The sequence below is a fragment of the Amycolatopsis thermophila genome, assembly GCF_030814215.1.
Taxonomy (GTDB): Bacteria; Actinomycetota; Actinomycetes; order Mycobacteriales; family Pseudonocardiaceae; genus Amycolatopsis_E; species Amycolatopsis_E thermophila.
In genome coordinates, this window is record NZ_JAUSUT010000001.1 from 5,725,045 (window position 1) to 5,743,719 (window position 18,675).

An 18,675-nucleotide genomic window follows, 5' to 3' on the forward strand; every position below is an offset into this window, starting at 1 on the left:
CTTTCAGCCCGGCAGCGTCTCGCCGCCGAGCGCGGCGAGCACCTCGCCGGTGTAGTACGAGGACAGCTGGTTCGCGGCGAAGAACACATAGGACGGTGCCAGCTCGTCCGGCTGCGCCGCGCGGCCCATCGGCACCTGCTGCCCGAACTTCTCCACGTGCCCCGGCGACATGGTGGCCGGGATCAGCGGTGTCCACACCGGACCCGGCGCGACCGCGTTGATACGGACACCGCGGTCGGCCAGTGCCTGGGCCATCGCGTAGGTCCAGGCGATCACCGCGCCCTTGGTGGCCGAGTAGTCGATCAGCGACTTGTTGCCGCGCAGCCCGTTCACCGACGCGGTGTTGATGATCGACGAACCCTCCCGCAGGTGCGGCAGCGCGGCGTGCGTCACCCGGAAGTAGCTGTGGATGTTCACGTCGAACGTGCGCATCCACTGCTCCTCGGTCAGGTCCTCCGGCGCGTCCAGCTCCTGCTGGGTGGCCACGTTGTTGACCAGCACGTCCAGCCCGCCGAACTCCCGCACCGTGTCGTCGACGACCTTGCGGCACTGCTCGCGCGAGGCCAGGTCACCGGGCAGGAGCAGGCACTGGCGGCCCTCCTTGCGCACCAGCTCCGCGGTCTCCTCGGCGTCGGAACGCTCCTCCAGGTAGGCGATCGCGACGTCGGCGCCCTCCTTGGCGAACGCGATCGCGACCGACCGCCCGATGCCCGAGTCCCCGCCGGTGACCAGCGTGCGCTTGTCGCGCAGCAACCCGCGCCCGGTGTAGCCCTCCATGCGGTCCTTCGGCCCGGGCTCCATCTCGTGCGTCACGCCCGGCGGTTCCTGCTGCTGGGGTGGCTGTCCCATGCGCGCACTCCTTCCTCACCTGCCACCGGGTGTCCCCGCTCGCGCCCGGGCCAAACGCGACGGTTGGTGGCCGCCGGCACCGGGTATCCGCCTGCCCATGAACTCGCCAGCGAGCACCGGCCTGCGCGTGGTGGTCACCGGGGCCAGCGGCAACATCGGCACCAGCACCGTGCAGGCCCTCGGCCGCGACCCCGGGGTCGCCTCGATCGTCGGGGTGGTCCGCCGCGAACCGGAGCGGACACCGCCGAAGGTGCGGTGGCACACCGCCGACCTGGCCGAGGACCAGGTCAACCACGTGGTGCGCGGCGCCGACGTGGTCATCCACCTGGCCTGGCTGTTCCAGCCCTCCCACGACCCCGCGCTGACCTGGCGATCCAATGTGCTGGGCGCGATCCGGGTCTTCGAGGCCGCCGCCCGCGAGCAGGTGCCCGCCCTGGTGTACTCGTCCTCGGTCGGCGCGTACTCGCCCGGCCCGAAGGACCGGCCGGTGCCCGAGTCCTGGCCCACCCACGGCTGGCCCGGCGCGGCCTACCCGCGCGAGAAGGCCTACCTGGAGCGTTACCTGGACGGCTTCGAGAGGGCCAACCCGGACATGCGGGTGGTGCGGCTGCGGCCGGGGTTCGTCTTCAAACGCGAAGCCGCCTCCGAGCAGCGGCGCCTGTTCGCCGGGCCGTTCATCCCCGGCAGCCTGGTCCGGCCCGCGCTGATCCCGGTCATCCCGGACGTGCCGGGGCTGCGCCTGCAGGCGGTGCACTCCGCCGACATCGGCGAGGCGTTCCGGCTGGCCGCCCTCAAGGACGTGCACGGCGCGTTCAACGTCGCCGCCGACCCGGTGGTCGACGCACCCGCGCTGGCCCGCCTGCTCGGTGCCCGCACCGTCCCCGTGCCCGCGTGGGCGCTACGGGCCGCGGTCGCCGCCGGCTGGTACGCCCACCTGCTGCCCGCCTCGCCGGGCCTGCTCGACACCGTGCTGCGGCTGCCGATCATGGACACCACCCGCGCCCGTGACGAGCTCGGCTGGATCCCGCGCCACGACAGCCTCCAGGCGATCGGCGAGTTCCTCAGCGGGCTCCGCCGCGGCGTCGGCATGGACACCCCGCCCCTGGCGCCCGACGACGCGGGCCGGCGTCTGCACGAGGTGAACACCGGGATCGGCTCCCGGCCCTGAGCCGCACGCGCGCCGTGATGATAGGAATGGCGGCGTGAGCATCGAGACCGCGGCCGACGAGGCCGTCACGCTGACCAGCGAACTGATCCGCATCGACACCACCAACACCGGTGATCCGGACACGCTGGTGGGGGAGAAGGCGGCCGCGGAGTTCGTCGCGGAGAAGCTCACCGAGGTCGGCTACGAGATCGAGTACGTGGAGTCCGGCGGGCGGAACCGGCACAACGTGTTCGCCCGCCTCACCGGTGCCGACCCCGGCCGCGGCGCGCTGCTCGTGCACGGCCACCTCGACGTCGTGCCCGCCGACCCCTCCGAGTGGTCGGTGCACCCGTTCTCCGGCGCGGTGCAGGACGGTTACGTGTGGGGCCGCGGCGCCGTGGACATGAAGGACATGCTCGGCATCATGCTGGCGCTGGCCCGCCACTACAAGCGCGAGAACGTCGTGCCGCCGCGCGACATCATCTTCGCCTTCCTGGCCGACGAGGAGGCCGGCGGCAAGTTCGGCGCCCAGTGGCTGGTGGAGAACCGGCGCGACCTGTTCGAGGGGGCGACCGAGGCGATCAGCGAGGTCGGCGGCTTCTCGATCAACCTCAAGGACGACGTGCGCACCTACGTCGTGGAGACCGCCGAGAAGGGCATCCGGTGGATGAAGCTGCGCGTGCGCGGCACCGCCGGCCACGGCTCGATGATCCACCGCGACAACGCGGTCACGAAGCTGTCGGCCGCCGTCGCCCGCCTCGGGCAGCACCGGTTCCCGCTCGTGCTCACCGACTCGGTGCGCGAGTTCCTCGCCGGGGTCACCGAGATCACCGGCTGGGACTTCCCCGAGGACGACATCGACGGGGCCGTGGCCAAGCTGGGCAACATCTCGCGCATGATCGGGGCGACCCTGCGCGACACCGCCAACCCGACGATGCTCACCGCCGGCTACAAGTCGAACGTGATCCCCTCGGTCGCCGAGGCCGCGGTGGACTGCCGCATCCTGCCCGGGCGCGAGGAGGCGTTCAACCGCGAGCTCGACGAGATCCTCGGCCCGGACATCGAGAAGGAGTGGATGGAGCTCCCCCCGGTCGAAACGACGTTCGACGGTGCGCTGGTGGACGCGATGACCGCGTCGCTCGTGGCGGAGGACCCGGGCGCGAAGGTGCTGCCCTACATGCTCTCCGGCGGCACCGACGCCAAGTCGTTCCAGACCCTGGGCATCCGCAACTTCGGGTTCGTGCCGCTGCAGCTGCCCGCGGACCTCGACTTCTCCGGCCTGTTCCACGGCGTGGACGAGCGGGTGCCGGTCGAGGCGCTGAAGTTCGGGACGCGCGTGCTGGACCGCTTCTTCCGCGCCTCGTGACCGGTTCCTGAGGCGCGGAAGAAGCGGGTGTGCGTACTCGCGTGCGGAACGTGCCGGTGAGGGTGACCGTGCTCGGGGCCGCCCACCTCGCGGTCGCTTCGAGCTGAGGGCGACGGCACCACGGACGAGCAGCTGCGCGCCGTCTCCAATCTCACGCGCCACCGGATCGTGGCCGTGCTCCGCTTCGAGCCGGCGACGATCACGCAGATCGCCGAGCGGGTCGGCCTCGCGAAGGGGAGTTCCAGCTACCACGTGCGGCTGCTGGAGCGGGTCGGCCTGGTGAAGGTGGTGCGGACGCGGAAGGTGCGGGGGGGTCATCGAGCGGTATTACGCGATGGCCGCGCGGTCGATCGTGTTGCCGGATCCGGGCGAGGGCGGGCCGGATGTGCTGATGCGGCACGCGGTGGCGGATCTGGAGGCAGCGCCCGCGGACGGCGAGCGGCACGTGCGGGTGGCGCATCTGCGGCTCACCGACGAGCAGTTCGCGCAGCTGGGGGCGCGGCTGCAGGCACTGGCGGATGAGTACCGGGAGCTGTCCGATCCGTCGCTGCCGGACGCGTCACTTGTCTTCGCACTGTTCCACCCGGCACCGCGCCAGCACGCCGACGGGGGCGCCCGATGACCTCAGACGTTCGGACGTTGCCGACCGGGTTCGGACGGCTGTGGACCGCGCAGACGATCTCCTCGCTCGGTGACGGGGTAACGCACGCCGCGCTGCCGCTGCTCGCGTTGACGTTGACACGAGAGCCGATGCCGCTCGCCGTCGTCACAGCCGCGGGGACACTCCCGTGGCTGCTCTTCGGGGTGCTCGGCGGTGCGCTGGTGGACCGCTGGGACCGCCGGCGCACGACGTGGGTGGCGGACGCAGCAAGGGCGGTGCTGCTCGCGATACCCGCGGCAGCGGCCGTGCTCGACGTACCGTCCATTCCGCTGCTCGCGGGCGGGCGGGCTGTCCCGCTGCTGGCCGACGCGGTGTCGTTCATGCTCTCCGCACTGCTCGTCCGTACGCTGCCCGTGATGCCCCGGCCCGTGCCGGAGGTCCGCGAGTCGCTGCTCCGGCAGGCGCGGGCCGGGGCCTCCTACGTCTTCCGGAACCGGGTGCTGCTCGGGCTCGCGCTCCGTCCGGCGGTCGGGAACGTCGCCTTCCTCGCCGTGGAGACCGTCCTCGCCCTCTTCGCGCGCGACCGCCTCGGCATCGACACCTACGGCTTCGGCCTGCTCCTCACCGCGGAGGCCACCGGCGGCCTGCTCGGTGCGGGCGTCGCCTCCTACCTCGGCCGACGACTCGGCACCGGCACCGCACTGACCTGCACGGCCGCCGTCGAGGGGCTTGCCATCCTGGGCCTGGCCGCTTCCCCGAACCCGTACGCGGCCGGGCTGGCGCTCGCCGTCTGCGGGGCCGGCATGGGCGCCACGATGGTGCTGGGCCCTCCCTCCGCCAGGCGATCGTCCCGGCCCACCTCATGGGCCGGGACGCCGCCACCTCCCGCATGCTGGCCATGTGCGCCGCCCCCGTCGGCGCCGTCCTCGGCGGCCGGCTGGCCGGCACCTTCGACATCCGCACGCCGCTCTACGCCGCCGCGGTCCTCCTCCTGGCGATGACGGCCGTCACGGCATCCATGACCAGCAACCGCCTGGTCGACGCGGCGCTGCGTGCCGCCGCCCCGGCCGGCGGTCCGGATCACCCGGCGACCACGGTTCCCGAGACCGCCCCCGACCTGTTGTGACGCGGGTGTGCCGGCGGCGCGCATCCTCCGCGAGACCCCTCGCGGAGGACACCCCGGTGGTGCGGGTCAGACGAGGACTTCGGGCAGGCCGGTCGCCGGCTGGCGTTTGCGGCGCAGCCACACCCGTCGCGTGCCGTCGGAGTACAGGCGGACCGTCGACAGCTCCCACCCGCCGTACTCGGCGTTGATCGACAACTGGGTGGCCGCGGCCCGCCGGGAGACGCCGGGCGGCAACTGCAGCCGGCGGTACTCCCAGTCCTCGTCGACCACCGCCTCCTGATGCTTCATGGCTGGATCACCTGGACCCCTTCTCCCGCCGCGGAGCCGACGACCACCCGCCCGCTCCGCTCCTCGACGGTAACCGAATCCGGCTGCCGGACCGTCGGGAAACGGTACTTCTCGACCGGCTCGCCGCCGCGCACGTCGAACCCGACGACCTCGTTGCGCTCGGTGAGCGTCACCCACGCCAGCGCGCGCTGCGCGTCATAGGCGAGACCGTACGCCCCGCCGGGCACCGGGTACCGCTGCCGCAGCAACAACGGACCGGTGGAAAACGCCAGAAGGGCACCGGCGCGGGTGTCGACCACCAGCACCCGCCCGAAGGAGTCGGCGACCGCGTTGGTGGCGCCGTCCCCGGCGCGCAGGCCCTCGGCCATCGTGCCGCCGTCGACGTCGACCGAGAACAGCGCGGTCCGCAACCGGTCCAGCACCACGGTGTTGCCGTCGGCCTGGACCACGTCGTCGGCGCTGTAGAGCTGGCCCTGGATCGTCCTGGTGAGCCGGTCGCCGGTGAACACGTCCACCGCCTTGCGGTCCCGCACCGCGACCAGCGTCCGGTCGCCCTCGGCCAGGGCGCCGGCCGGCTCGCCCGCGACCGCCAGCGTGCTCACCTGCCCGCCGGGCAGGGAGATCCGCGCGACCTGCCCCGCCGCCGGCAGGGTCGCCAGCAGGACCCCGCCGGACACCCGCAGCCGCTCGGGCCGCGCGGCCACCGGCACCCGCACGGGCGCGGCGGCGGGGTCGTCGGCCCGGTACAGCAGCACCGCGTCCGGGACGGCCACGGCGAGCGTGCCGGTGGCCGGGTCGGCGGCGACCGCCGTGACCTCGCCCTGGGTGGCGAAGACGGTGCCCGCCGGGGCGGCCGCGGGCTGCGGCGACACCGGCGCGGTGGCGGCGACCGGGTTCGCGACGACCTGCAGCGTGTCGCTCGAGTCGCCCGGTTTCGCCGAGCAGCCGCCGAGCACCAGGGCGCAAGCCAGCACCGCACCGGTGCCCACCGTGGCCGACCTGCGCACTAGACCTCCGGATCGCATACCGCCATTGCCTCCAGCATCCCTGGAAAACGCCGCCGCGTCACGTGCCATCCACCTCGCGGTCACTTCGTGCCCCGCTCGGGGTAACCGAACTCGACCGCGCTGACGTCGTCCAGCGCCGAGGAGATCGCGATCGGCAGCACGATCTCCTCCGCCGCCAGCGACCCGGTCAGCTGGCCGGTGTCGCGCGCCCCGACCACCGGCGCGACCACACCCGGCCGGTCCCGCACCCACGCCAGCGCCACCACCAGCGGCGACACCCCCAGCCCGTCGGCCGCGGTGGTGACGGCCTCCACGATCCGCGCCGCCCGCTCGGTGCGGTGCTGCTCGACGTACCCGGCGTACTCCGCGGACGCGCCCCGCGAATCCGCCGGGGTGCCCTTGCGGTACTTGCCCGTCAGCACACCCCGCCCCAGCGGCGCCCACGGCAGCACGCCGAGCCCGTGGTAGCGCGCGGCCGGGACCAGCTCCCGCTCCACGCCCCGCTCCACCAGCGAGTACTCCACCTGCGTCGCCACCAGGCCCGCCGGCCCGCTCGCCGCCGCGGTGGCCAGCTGCCAGCCGGAGTAGTTGCAGGCCCCGGTGTAGCGGACCTTGCCCGAGTGCACCGCGTGGTCCAGCGCCGACAGGGTCTCCTCCAGCGGCACCGACTCGTCCCACGCGTGCAGCTGCCACAGGTCCAGGTGGTCCACGCCGAGCCGCCGCAGCGAACCGTCCAGCGCGGACAGCAACGCGCCGCGCGAGGCGCCGCCGCCGAACGGGCCGTCGGTGCGCCGGGCCACGGCCTTGGTCGCGACCACGATCTCGTCGCGCGGCACCAGGTCGCCCAACAGGCCGCCGAGGATGCGCTCGGCCTCGCCGCCGGAGTAGATGTCGGCCGTGTCGACCAGCGTCCCGCCCGCCTCGACGAACGCGACGAGCTGGCTGGCCGCCTCGTCCGCGTCGGTCTCCGCGCCCCAGGACATCGTGCCGAGCGCCATCCGGGAGACCCGCAACCCCGACCTGCCCAGCTGTCGCTTCTGCATGCACGAAGAGTAACCAAAGTAGCGGCGCGGACTTGACGAAGGCGGCTCATGGGGTGACGTGCGCCGCCGATAGCCTTGCCCACCGTGCGAACGCGACTGATCTCCCGCAAGGCCCGGTGAGCATGGGCTGGTTCGAAGCACTCGTCCTCGGCCTGGTCCAGGGCCTGACCGAGTTCCTCCCGATCTCCTCCAGCGCCCACCTGCGCATCACCGCCGCGCTGGCCGGCTGGGGCGACCCCGGTGCGGCGTTCACCGCGGTCACCCAGATCGGCACCGAGCTGGCGGTGATCCTGTACTTCTCGAAGAAGATCGGCAAGATCCTCACCGCCTGGTGGCGTTCGCTCCACCGGCGCGAAGCGCGCCACGAACCGGACGCCCGGCTCGGCTGGCTGATCATCGTCGGGTCGATCCCGATCGTGGTGCTCGGCCTGCTGTTCCAGGACGCCATCGACCACGCCTTCCGCGACCTGCGGCTGACCGCCACCATGCTGATCGGGTTCGGCATCCTGCTGCTCATCGCCGACCGCGTCGGCCGCCAGTACCGGACGCTGGACCACCTCACCGTGCCGCACGGCCTGGGTTACGGCCTGGCCCAGGCGATGGCCCTGATCCCCGGCGTGTCCCGGTCCGGCGGCACCGTCACCGCCGGCCTGTTCCTCGGCTACACCCGCGCCGAGGCCACCGAGTACGCCTTCCTGCTCGCGCTGCCCGCCGTGTTCGGGTCGGGCCTGTACAAGCTGACCGACATCGGCGGCGGCGACAGCCCGCAGTGGGGACCCACGATCCTGGCGACCCTGGTGGCGTTCGGCGTCGGCTACGCGGTCATCGCGTGGCTGATGAACTTCATCAAGACCAAGAGCTACGTGCCGTTCGTGGTGTACCGGATCGTCCTCGGCGTGCTGCTCATCGTGCTGGTCGCCACCGGCGTCCTTGATCCGGACGCGGGTCCGGCCATGTAGGTTGGCGGCGTGGCTACCGTGATCCTGCTCCGGCACGGCCGCTCGACCGCCAACGGGTCGGGCGTGCTGGCCGGGCGGACCCCCAAGGTCGGGCTCGACGACACCGGCCGCGCCCAGGCGCGGGCGCTCGTCGAACGGCTGGCCGGCGTCCCGCTGGCCGAGGTCGTGGTCTCGCCGATGCTGCGCTGCAAGAACACCGTGGCCCCGCTCGTCGCCGAGCGGGGCCTGACCCGCACCGTCGACCCCCGCCTGTCCGAAGTGGACTACGGCGAGTGGACCGGCCGCGAGCTGAAGACCCTGGTCAAGGAGCCGCTGTGGCGGGTCGTGCAGGCCCACCCGTCGGCCGCGGTGTTCCCCGGCGGCGAGGGCCTGGCCGGCATGCAGGCCCGCGCCGTCACCGCCGTGCGCGAGCACGACGCGCGCATCAGCGCCGAGCACGGCGACCACGCGGTCTGGCTGCTGTGCAGCCACGGTGACGTGCTCAAGTCCATCCTGGCCGACGCGCTGGGCCAGCACCTGGACTCGTTCCAGCGGATCGTGGTCGACCCCGCGTCGGTGTCGGTCGTCCGCTACACCGAGGTGCGCCCGTTCGTGGTGCGGATCAACGACCACAGCTCGGACCTGACCGGGGTGGTGCCACCGGCACCGAAGCGCGGTAGGAAGAAGAAGACGACGTCCTCCGACGCGGAGATCGGGGGGTCGACAGGACAGAAGGGCCGCGCTGGATGACACCGGACAACCCGTTCTCGCAGGCGAGCGACCTGCCCCACGGTCTGCCCCCGTTCGACCGGATCACCGACGAGCACTTCGGCCCCGCGTTCGAGGCCGGGCTGGCCGAGCACGCCGCCGAGATCGAGGCGATCGCCGCCAACCCGGAGCCGGCGACCTTCGAGAACACGATCGTCGCGCTGGACACCTCCGGCCGCCTCCTGCAGCGCGTGTCGTCGGTGTTCTTCAACCTGACCTCCTCCGACACCAACCCCGCGCGGCAGGAGCTGCAGGCCGAGATCGCGCCCAAGCTCGCCGCGCACTCCGATGCCATCCACCTCAACCCGGCGCTGTTCGCCCGCGTCCGCGACCTCTACGAGCGGCGCGACCAGCTGGGCCTGGACGAGGAGTCGGCCTGGCTGCTGGAGCGCACCTACACCGACTTCCAGCGCGCCGGCGCCGGCCTCGACCCCGCCCAGCAGGACAAGCTGCGCGCGCTGAACGAGGAACTGTCCACGCTGAGCACCCGGTTCCAGGAGAACCTGCTGCGCGACACCAACGACCTCGCGGTGCTGGTCGAGGACCGGGCCGAGCTGGCCGGGCTGTCCGAGGGCACCATCGCCGCCGCGCGGGAGGCGGCCGCCTCCCGCGGCGCGGAGGGCTACCTGCTCACCCTGAACCTGCCCACCTCCCAGCCGCTGCTGTCGTCGCTGGAGAACCGTGCGCTGCGGGAGAGGCTGTTCACCGCCTCGATCTCGCGCGGCAACCGCGGCAACGACAACGACAACACCGCCGTGCTGGCGCGGATCGTGCAGCTGCGCGCCCAGCGGGCCGCGCTCCTGGGCCACCCGAACCACGCCGCGTACGTGATCTCCGACGAGACCGCCCGCACCGCCGAGGCCGCGGTCGGCCTGCTCGAGCGGCTCGCGCCGGTGGCCGTGGCCAACGCCCGCCGGGACGCCGAAGAGCTGCAGAGCTACCTGGAGAAGGACCACCCGGGCGCCGAGCTCGAGCCGTGGGACTGGGCCTTCTACGCCGAGCGCGTCCGCAAGGCGCGCTTCGACCTCGACGACGCCACCCTGCGGCCCTACTTCGAACTGGACCGCGTGGTGCGCGACGGTGTGCTGTTCGCCGCCAACCAGCTGTACGGGCTGACCTTCACCGAGCGGCACGACCTGCCCGTCTACCACCCCGACGTGCGCGTGTTCGAGGTCTTCGACGCCGACGGCAGCCCCCTGGGCCTGTTCCTCGGCGACTACTACACGCGCGACTCCAAGCGCGGCGGCGCGTGGATGAACACGTTCGTCGACCAGTCCGGGCTGCTGGGCGAGCGGCCGGTGGTGGTGAACAACCTCAACATCGCCAAGCCCCCGGCGGGCGAGCCGACGCTGTGCACGTTCGACGAGGTCACCACCCTGTTCCACGAGTTCGGGCACGCGCTGCACGCGCTGCTGTCCGACGTGCGGTACCCGAAGTTCTCCGGCACCAACGTGCCGCGCGACTTCGTCGAGTACCCGTCGCAGGTCAACGAGATGTGGATGCTGTGGCCGGAGGTGCTGGCCCACTACGCCAAGCACGTCGAGACCGGCGAGCCGCTGCCGGAGCGCCTGGTGCGGCGGCTGGAGGAGTCCGCGCAGTACGGGCAGCCCTTCGCCACCACCGAGTACCTCGCGGCGTCCCTGCTCGACCAGGCCTGGCACGGGCTGGGCACCGAGGACGCGGTCGGCGACGTCGCCTCGTTCGAGGCCGCGGCGCTGGAGAAGGCCGGGGTGGCGGTCCCGGCGATCCCGCCGCGCTACCGCAGCACCTACTTCGCGCACGTCTTCAGCGGCGGCTACTCGGCCGGGTACTACTCCTACATCTGGAGCGAGGTGCTCGACGCCGACACCGTGGAGTGGTTCCGGGAGAACGGCGGCCTGACCCGCGCCAACGGTGACCACTTCCGGCGCACCCTGCTCTCGCGCGGCGGCAGCGGCGACCCGATGGCGTTCTTCCGCGCCTTCCGCGGCCGCGACCCGGAGATCGCGCCGCTGCTGGCCCGGCGCGGCCTGACCGGCGCCTGACGCTCACCCCCGGCGGGGCCCGCCTCGCCGGGGGTGCGGACCTACCGGTGGCCGCGGTGCGGGATCAGGGCGACCAACGCCCCGGCGGCGCACAGCACCGCGGTCCAGGCCACGGTCGCGGCGGGGGTCGTGCGGTCGGCGACCACGCCGGCCAGCCACGGGCCCGCGGTCTGCCCGGCCGCGAACACGGTGGTGAACGCCCCCAGGGTGGCGGTCCAGTCGGCGGGCGGGGTGTGGTCCTTGATGAGCGTCGTGACGGCGGCGGGCACCCCGATGAACGTCGCCCCGTAGACGACGGCGGAGGTCAGCACGACCGGCAGCGCGGCGGAGACCAGCGCGAGCGCGGAGCCCGCGGCGAGCACCGCGAGCAGGGTCGCCAGCCCCCGGCCGCCGCTCCACATCGCGGACGCCACCACGACCGCCACACCCAGCGCCGTCCACACCAGCGTCACCTGGGCGACCGTCGCGTCGTGGGCGGCGAGCACGGCGGACAGGAACGTGATGTAGGTGATGTAGCCGAGGGCGAACAGCAGGTAGGCCACCGCGACCGGCCACAACCGCGTCACCCGGGCCCGGCCGGTGCTGGCGGCGGGGCCGTCCCCGGCGACCCGGGCCGCCGGCCAGCTCACCAGCGCGGCCACCGCCGCCACGGCGCCGAGTCCCAGCCAGGCCAGGCGCCAGTGCGGTCCCAGCGCGGGGATCGCCGCTCCACTGAGGACGATCCCGAGCCCGCTGCCGGCGAAGTAGACGGTGATGGGTGTCCCGGACACGGCGCGGGCGGCGATCCGCGACGCCAGCACGCCGCCGACGATGAACACGACCGCGCCGGTCAACCCGGCGACCGCGCGCACGACCAGCAGCACCGCGAAGTTCCCGCTGACCGCGGTGGCCGCGAGCGCCAGCGCGGTCAGCACCATGCCCCAGCGGAACGCGGCCGCGGTGCCCATCCGGCCGGCGACGGCGGCGGTGACCAGCGCACCGAGGAGGTAGCCGAGCCCGTTGGCGGTGCTCATCACGCCCGCGTCGGCGAGGCTCCACCCCAGATCGCGGCCCATGGCCGGGACGGTGAGCCCGTAGGCGAACCGCGCGAAACCCAGGGCCGAGGCGGTGCCCAGCGACAGCCGCGCGGCCTGCCACACCGGCTCACCGGGCATCACACCACCCTCCCCGGCCGGCCGAGTGGTGTGCCAACGCGGCGGGCCGGCCCCCGCCAGGGGAACCGGCCCGCCACGTCACGACGGAACTCAGATGAGGCCGAGCTTCTTCACGGCCTCGCGCTCCTCGGCCAGCTCGGCGACCGACGCGTCGATCCGGGTGCGGGAGAACTCGTTGATCTCCAGGCCCTGCACGATCTCGTACTTGCCGTCGCGGCAGCGGACCGGGAAGGACGAGATCAGGCCCTCCGGGACACCGTAGGAGCCGTCGGACGGGACGGCCATCGAGGTCCAGTCACCCTCGGGGGTGCCCAGCACCCAGTCGTGGATGTGGTCGATGGCGGCGTTGGCGGCCGACGCGGCCGAGGACGCGCCACGGGCCTCGATGATCTCGGCGCCGCGCTTGGCCACGCGCGGGATGAACTCCTCGGCCAGCCACTTCTCGTCGTTCACGGCCTCGGCGGCGTTCCGGCCGCCGACCTCGGCGTGGAAGATGTCCGGGTACTGGCTGGCCGAGTGGTTGCCCCAGATGGTCAGCTTCGTGATCTCGCCGACCGGCGCGTTCAGCTTCTTGGCCAGCTGGGCGACGGCGCGGTTGTGGTCCAGGCGGGTCATGGCGGTGAACCGCTCGGCCGGCACGTCGGGCGCGTGCGACTGGGCGATCAGTGCGTTGGTGTTGGCCGGGTTGCCGACCACCAGCACGCGGATGTCGTCGGCGGCGCCGGCGTTGATCGCCTCACCCTGCGGCTTGAAGATGCCGCCGTTGGCCTCCAGCAGGTCCGCCCGCTCCATGCCCTTGGTGCGCGGACGCGCACCCACCAGCAGAGCGACGTTGGCGCCCGCGAAGGCCTGCTTCGCGTCGTCGAAGATGTCGATGCCCGCCAGCAGCGGGAACGCGCCGTCCTCCAGTTCGAGCGCGGTGCCCTCGGCCGCCTTGACCGCCTGCGGGATCTCCAGCAGCCGCAGCTTCACCGGCGTGTCCGGGCCGAGCAGCTGACCGGACGCGATGCGGAACAGCAGCGCGTAGCCGATCTGGCCGGCGGCGCCGGTGACGGTGACGTTGACGGGGGCTTGGGTCATTGCGTACTCCTGCGGACGGATTCTTGGCTTGTGCTCGTGACCTTATCGCCCTCTGCCTGCGCTGACGTGGTGCGTCGCCTCACGTTCTGCTGAACCGATCGAGTCGAGTCCTCCACCGGCACCTCGAACGCCCTGCCCAGCGCGATGATCCCGGCCTCCATCCGGCCGAGGCTGGTGAGCACGGAGCGTGCCGTGGCGTTGTCCGTCTCACGGGTCTCCGGCACGGCGGTGTTGCGGACGAGTTTGCCGCGTTCGTCGCCGTCGAGCCGGTCGCGCAGCACGTCGATGTTGCGGCTGATCCGTTCGACCACGCCGGTGAGCCGGTCGTCGGCGGGCAGCAGGCCCGGTTCCGATCGGGCGGCGATCTGCCGGGCCCGGAACCCGATCCGCTCCAGCGCCGACAACACGTACCAGCCGTAGTCGCGGCGGCTGGCGAGGCTGATCGGGTGCGTCAGCGGCTCGATCGTGGTGCGCACCTTCTCCACGGCGCGGTCCAGCTCGCGGGAGAGTTCGATCACGCTCACGTTCTCCCGCCCGGACAGCAGCGCCTCGGCGCTGGCCAGGAACTCGCACAGGTCGACCAGCACGGCGTCGATGTCGCTCACCATCACGGTGCGGGTGCGCACCGGGACGACCACCACGGCCGCCAGCAGCCCGGCCGCGGCGCCGATCGCGGTCTCGGCGACCCGCAGCCACAGCACCTCGACGGTGAAGGTGCCGAGCAGGCTGTAGAGCAGGCCCAGCATGCACGTGATGAAGAACGCCATGATCAGCTGCGACACTCGCGCCACGTAGACCAGGCAGAACACGCACACCAGCAGCAGCGCGACCGTCGCGACGGTGTTGCCGGTGACCAGCAGCGCGAGCAGCATCCCGCCGAAGATCCCGCCGAGCGTTCCGGTGACGCGCCGGAAGCCCTTCACGAACGTCGCGCCCGTGGTGCTGGTGTTGAGGAAGACCACGAACACGGTCAGCACCGCCCAGTACCAGCGGGACTGGGACAACAGCTCGCCGCCGAGCACCGCGAGCCCGCCGCCGATCAGGGCCTGGATGGCGCTGCGCGTGCGGTTGTCGTATGCGAAGACGTCCGTGCGCTTCGCCGGCTCCTCCTCGTCGGGCAGCTCGGTCTCGGCCGAGTAGTCCTTCTCGGCCACGCGCTGGGCGTTGACGTCGGCCAGCGCCAGCTCCGCGATCGCCCGGCGCACCTCGTCGCCCGGTTCGGTGCGTTCCTTGAGCCGGCTGCCGGCGACCAGCATCTTGCTGAACTCCTCGGTCTCGCTGATCACCGGCAGCTCGCGCGGGTCGCGTTCGATCAGGGAGTCCAGCCGCAGCAGGCCCGCGACCAGCTCGTCGCGCACCTCGGCGGGCAGCTCGGCCTCCTCGGTGACGCGGCGCACGGTGATCGCGAGCCACTGGCAGGCCAGCTCGACGGCCAGCAGCCGGCGGCGCAGCAGCTGGGTGCCGGTCTCGTCGAACAGGTCGCTGATGGTGTCCTCGATCATCAGGACGGCCGCGTGCAGGCGGGTGTCGGCCTTGCGCAGCTGGTTGGTCCGCCATTCGCTGCCGCCGCTGGCCAGGCTCGCGGCCGCGGCCCGCACCACCCCGCTGATCCGCGCCCGGAAGGCCCGCCGGGCGCGCAGCAGCTCGGCCTCGGGCCGGCGCCGCAGCACCAGGAACCGCATGACCGCGTGGCAGGCCAGCCCCACCGCGAGCGCGAGGACGAACTCGGGCAGCTGGCGCGGGCGGATCGCCAGGAACATCGCGAAGAAGAACATGAAGAACGACATCGCGCCCAGTGCGGTGCCGCGCGGCGCGAACCGCTGTGCGTAGACCGCGACGAAGATCAGCACCACGAACACGACGCTGTCCAGCGGCGGCAGGGTGGATCCGAACGCCGCCACGGTCAGCGAGGCCGATCCGCAGACCAGGACCAGCACCAGCGTGACCGCCTGGTCCTTCGGGGTCTTGTCGTTGATGTTGAACGCGGAGTTCATCGCGGCGATCGAGGCCACCATGATGTCCGGGATCGGGCGTCCGAGCAGGAGCAGCACGACGATCGCCAGCACGATCCCGCCCACCGCGATGCCGGCCAGCCGCAGCCGGACCAGGCCGGGGTCGGCGGCGACCAGCCGGTCCTGCGCCACCTTCGCGAGCGTCATGCGCGGCTCCCGAGCAGTTCCCACTCGGTCAGCGCGGTGCGCCGCCCGGTCGCCGCGGTGATCCGCAGCCGGTAGGCGCGGTAGGCGCCGGGCTCGGCGATGGTGAACGGGCGGGTCTGGCGGCGCCACCGGAACCGCTCGCCGCGCCGCTCGTCCAGCCGCACCCAGGACTGCCCGTCGTCACCCTCCAGCACCCAGTCGCTCGGGTCGCCACCCCGCGCGGCCGAGGTCAGGGTGTACATCTCGACCCGCGCGGGCTCGCGCACCGCGCACTCGAGGACCGGGGTGCGGGACCGGAAGGTGACCTGGGTGGCGGCGGTGTCGGCGAACAGCTGCGTGAGGTCGGTGCCGTCGTCGCTGGTGCCGGTGCCGGTCACGTCGGCCAGCGGCGCCCCGCCCAGGGACGGTGGCGGGTCGCCCCAGTCGGTGGGGGTGTCCGTCACGTCGAACTCCAGGCGTGCGGCGGCGACGAGGTCGGCGTGGGACAGCCAGGTCGAGCCGTGCGGCTTGCCGTCGATCGTCACGCCCCGCACGTAGGGACCGGTGCCGGGTGCGCTGATCTCCACTGTCCTCCCGTTCTCCAGACGCAGGGTGGCCCGCTCGAACAGCGGCGCGGTGAGCACGTAGCCGGGGTTGCCGGGGGCCAGCGGGTACAGGCCGAGCGCGGCGAGCACGTACCAGGCCGACATCTCACCGTTGTCCTCGTCGCCCGGATAGCCCTGGCCGATCTCACCGCCGGTGTAGCAGCGGGTCAGCACCTCGCGCACGATCGCCTGCGTCTTGGCCGCCGCCCCGGCGTGGCAGTACATCCACGGGATGTGGTGGCTGGGCTGGTTGGAGTGGCCGTACTGGCCCATCCGCACGTCGCGCGCCTCGGTCATCTCGTGGATGATCCCGCCGTAGGAGCCGGGCGCGCGGCCCGTCTCCGGCGTGGCGAAGAACGTGTCCAGTGTGGACTCCAGCGCCGCGCGGCCACCGAGCAGGTCCGCCAGGCCGGCGCCGTCGTGCGGCACTGAGAACGCGGTGTTCCAGCCGTTGGTCTCGGTGTAGTCGAAACCCCACAGGGCCGGGTCGTAGTGCTCCGGCGCCCAGCGCCACCGGCCGTCGCGGTGGCGGCCCTGGAAGAACCCGGTGCGCGCGTCGAAGTGGTTGACGTACTGTGCCGCCCGCTGCCGGAAGTAGCGCGCGTTGTCCAGGTACTCGGCCTTGCCGGTGCGGGCGTGCAGGGCCTCGGAGAGGGCGGCGAGGCCGAAGTCGTTGACACACCCCTCCAGCGCCCACGACAGGCCCTCGTGGGTGGTCAGCGGGGTGAACCCGAGGAAGATCGACTCGCGCAGCCCCTGCCGCCCCACACTGCGGTTCGGCGGCGTGACGGTGGCGTTGCGGACCGCCGCGTCGTAGGCCGCGCGCACGTCGAACGTGCGCACACCGCGCAGGTACGCGTCGGCGAACGCGACGTCGGAGCTGGTGCCGGTCATCAGGTTCGCGTAGCCGGGGGAGGACCAGCGCGAGATCCAGCCACCCTCCCGGAACTGCTGCACGAACCCCTCGATCAGCTCCCCGCACCGGCGTGGTGCGAGCAGCGCCAGCGCGGGCCACACGGTGCGGTAGGTGTCCCAGAAGCCGTGGTTGACCGACATCGGCCCGTCCACGACCTTCGCCCCGGTCCGGGTGCGCGTGCTCGGCCACCAGCGGCGCCGCACCGGGCTAGCGTGCCGGAGCCCGCGCCGCGTGCGTTCGTGCCCCGAGTTCGGGTACAGGAACAGCCGGTAGAGGCCGGAGTAGAAGGTGGTCAGCTGATCCGGCGTGGCGCCTTCGATCACCACCCGGCCGAGCAGGTCCTGCCACTGCGCCCTGGCCCGTTCGCGAACCTGGTCGAAGGTCGTGCCCGCCGGGATCTCCTCGTCGAGGTTGCGGCGGGCCTGGTCCAGGCTGATCAGCGAGGTGGCGATGCGCAGCTCGACCACCGGCGCGTCGAAGGACAGGTAGCCGGCGCCGGGCCACCGCAGCCGTTTCCCGCCGGTCGCCGGCCGGTCGAACGTGCCGTGGACGAACATCCGCCGCGCCCCCACCGACAGGCGGCTGCGTGCCCAGGTGTGGCCGGTGACCACCCCGCGCGCCGGGTCCACACGCAGCCCGCCGCGCCGGTTGACGTTGTCGAACAGCACCCAGCCGCCATCGCCGGGGAAGGCGAACCGGACGAGGGCGGCGTGGTCGGCCGGTGCGAGATCGACGGCGATGCCGTTGTCGAAGCGCACCCCGTAGTGGTGCGGCCGGTCGGTCTCGTGGTCGTGTGAGAACGGCAGCGCCCGCGCCGTCCGGTCCACGGTCACCGGACCGATTCCCGGCAGGAATTGGAACGGGTGCCGGTCGCCCATCCACGGGCTCGGTTCGTGGCTGACGGCGAAGGCCTGCAGCTCGGGGCGGTTGTCCGCGTTGTTGCGCCGGTGGTACTCGTACAGCCAGCTCAGCGACCCCGCGTCCGTGACCGGCGTCCAGAAGTTGAACCCGTGCGGCACCGCGGTGGCCGGGAAGGTGTTGCCGCGGGAGAACTCGTTGCTCGAGTGGGTGCCGCGGGTGGTGCGCACCCAGTCGACCGCGTCCCGCGGACCGGGCGGCGGCACGTCGGCGATGCGGACGTCGTCGATCCAGCCGGTCACCGGCTCGCCCGGCGGCGGTTCGAGCAGCAGCACGATCGCGCGCGCGGTGCGCCCCGCGGCCTCGCCGAGGGAGTGCCGCACCAGGTTCCATTGATCGAGGTACAACGTCTTCGACGCGCCGGCCGCCGCCGCCGAGCCGCCGATCAGGCTGCCGTCGTCCAGTTCGACCGCCAGCGCCACGAACGTGCTGCGCCACGACGGCCCCGCGTCGGACTCCGGGAACACCACATAGGACAGTGCGGTGTCCGCACCGATCGGCGCGTCCACTTCGAACAGCACTTGACGTGCGCCTTCGCCGGCGGCGTACCGGGCGGCCCGCAGCCCGGTGAACCCGGCACCGGCCCGGGCGGCCGGCGCGCGCTCCGGTCCCGCGGCGACGGTGACGACCGGGCCGGTGCGGGGCCGCGGATCACCGTCCTCGAACGAGGAGAAGAAGTGGGTCCGGCTCACGCCGCCTACCGTAAC

At 72.8% G+C, this 18,675-nt stretch carries 15 protein-coding genes and 1 pseudogene; 8 read left to right on the plus strand and 8 right to left on the minus strand.

Annotated features, from left to right (window positions below):
- Positions 1-3 precede the first annotated feature (3 nt).
- On the minus strand, positions 4-849 hold the full coding sequence (locus FB470_RS28105; RefSeq protein ID WP_306996416.1) for an SDR family oxidoreductase: 846 nt from the start codon (positions 847-849) through the stop codon (positions 4-6).
- Between the two features lie 97 nt (positions 850-946).
- Here FB470_RS28105 and FB470_RS28110 point away from each other — a divergent pair, with 97 nt between their 5' ends.
- From FB470_RS28110 to FB470_RS28130, 5 genes and pseudogenes are all read left to right on the plus strand, one after another.
- Positions 947-2,017 (plus strand): NAD-dependent epimerase/dehydratase family protein, encoded by a 1,071-nt coding sequence (locus FB470_RS28110; protein ID WP_306996417.1) that lies wholly within the window; start codon positions 947-949, stop codon positions 2,015-2,017.
- A gap of 34 nt (positions 2,018-2,051) precedes the next feature.
- The gene (locus FB470_RS28115; protein WP_306996418.1) at positions 2,052-3,362 is read left to right on the plus strand and encodes a M20/M25/M40 family metallo-hydrolase; all 1,311 of its coding nucleotides are present in this window, start codon (positions 2,052-2,054) and stop codon (positions 3,360-3,362) included.
- Positions 3,363-3,536: 174 nt separating this feature from the next.
- A pseudogene (locus FB470_RS28120) lies at positions 3,537-3,605 on the plus strand (transcriptional regulator); the annotation flags it as partial.
- Between the two features lie 91 nt (positions 3,606-3,696).
- Positions 3,697-3,984: a hypothetical protein gene (locus tag FB470_RS28125; protein WP_306999627.1), complete on the plus strand. Its 288-nt coding sequence runs from the start codon at positions 3,697-3,699 to the stop codon at positions 3,982-3,984.
- Entirely contained in the window at positions 3,981-4,964 is a 984-nt protein-coding gene (locus FB470_RS28130; protein ID WP_306996419.1) for an MFS transporter, read from the plus strand. Before FB470_RS28125 ends, FB470_RS28130 begins: the two co-directional genes overlap by 4 nt.
- Positions 4,965-5,155: 191 nt before the next feature.
- Here FB470_RS28130 and FB470_RS28135 read toward each other — a convergent pair whose 3' ends face one another.
- From FB470_RS28135 to FB470_RS28145, 3 genes are all read right to left on the minus strand, one after another.
- On the minus strand, positions 5,156-5,377 hold the full coding sequence (locus FB470_RS28135; RefSeq protein WP_306996420.1) for a DUF5703 family protein: 222 nt from the start codon (positions 5,375-5,377) through the stop codon (positions 5,156-5,158).
- Positions 5,374-6,384 carry an NHL repeat-containing protein gene (locus FB470_RS28140; protein WP_306996421.1) on the minus strand — a complete coding sequence of 337 codons (1,011 nt, stop codon included), beginning with the start codon at positions 6,382-6,384 and terminating at the stop codon, positions 5,374-5,376. The genes FB470_RS28135 and FB470_RS28140 overlap by 4 nt, the downstream gene beginning before the upstream one ends.
- An 80-nt stretch (positions 6,385-6,464) precedes the next feature.
- The gene (locus tag FB470_RS28145) at positions 6,465-7,427 is read right to left on the minus strand and encodes an aldo/keto reductase (RefSeq protein WP_306996422.1); all 963 of its coding nucleotides are present in this window, start codon (positions 7,425-7,427) and stop codon (positions 6,465-6,467) included.
- A 122-nt stretch (positions 7,428-7,549) separates the two neighbouring features.
- On the opposite strand from FB470_RS28145, the gene FB470_RS28150 reads away from it, so the two are divergent.
- The 3 genes from FB470_RS28150 to FB470_RS28160 are packed head-to-tail and all read left to right on the plus strand — an operon-like array spanning position 7,550 to position 11,157.
- Positions 7,550-8,386 (plus strand): undecaprenyl-diphosphate phosphatase, encoded by an 837-nt coding sequence (locus tag FB470_RS28150; protein WP_306996423.1) that lies wholly within the window; start codon positions 7,550-7,552, stop codon positions 8,384-8,386.
- A gap of 9 nt (positions 8,387-8,395) precedes the next feature.
- Positions 8,396-9,115, plus strand: a complete 720-nt coding sequence (locus FB470_RS28155) for a histidine phosphatase family protein (protein WP_306996424.1) — start codon at positions 8,396-8,398, stop codon at positions 9,113-9,115.
- Entirely contained in the window at positions 9,112-11,157 is a 2,046-nt protein-coding gene (locus tag FB470_RS28160) for a M3 family metallopeptidase (RefSeq protein ID WP_306996425.1), read from the plus strand. The genes FB470_RS28155 and FB470_RS28160 overlap by 4 nt, the downstream gene beginning before the upstream one ends.
- A gap of 41 nt (positions 11,158-11,198) precedes the next feature.
- On the opposite strand, the gene FB470_RS28165 is transcribed toward FB470_RS28160, so the two are convergent.
- The 4 genes from FB470_RS28165 to FB470_RS28180 all read right to left on the minus strand — a co-directional run bounded on the left by FB470_RS28165 (position 11,199) and on the right by FB470_RS28180 (position 18,660).
- On the minus strand, positions 11,199-12,311 hold the full coding sequence (locus tag FB470_RS28165; RefSeq protein ID WP_306996426.1) for a YbfB/YjiJ family MFS transporter: 1,113 nt from the start codon (positions 12,309-12,311) through the stop codon (positions 11,199-11,201).
- A gap of 90 nt (positions 12,312-12,401) precedes the next feature.
- Positions 12,402-13,391: a malate dehydrogenase gene (locus FB470_RS28170; RefSeq protein ID WP_306996427.1), complete on the minus strand. Its 990-nt coding sequence runs from the start codon at positions 13,389-13,391 to the stop codon at positions 12,402-12,404.
- A complete protein-coding gene (locus tag FB470_RS28175) occupies positions 13,388-15,550 on the minus strand; it encodes an FUSC family protein (RefSeq protein ID WP_306996428.1) in 2,163 nt (720 codons plus the stop codon). Before FB470_RS28175 ends, FB470_RS28170 begins: the two co-directional genes overlap by 4 nt.
- Positions 15,547-18,660, minus strand: a complete 3,114-nt coding sequence (locus FB470_RS28180) for a GH92 family glycosyl hydrolase (RefSeq protein WP_306996429.1) — start codon at positions 18,658-18,660, stop codon at positions 15,547-15,549. Before FB470_RS28180 ends, FB470_RS28175 begins: the two co-directional genes overlap by 4 nt.
- Positions 18,661-18,675 lie beyond the last annotated feature (15 nt).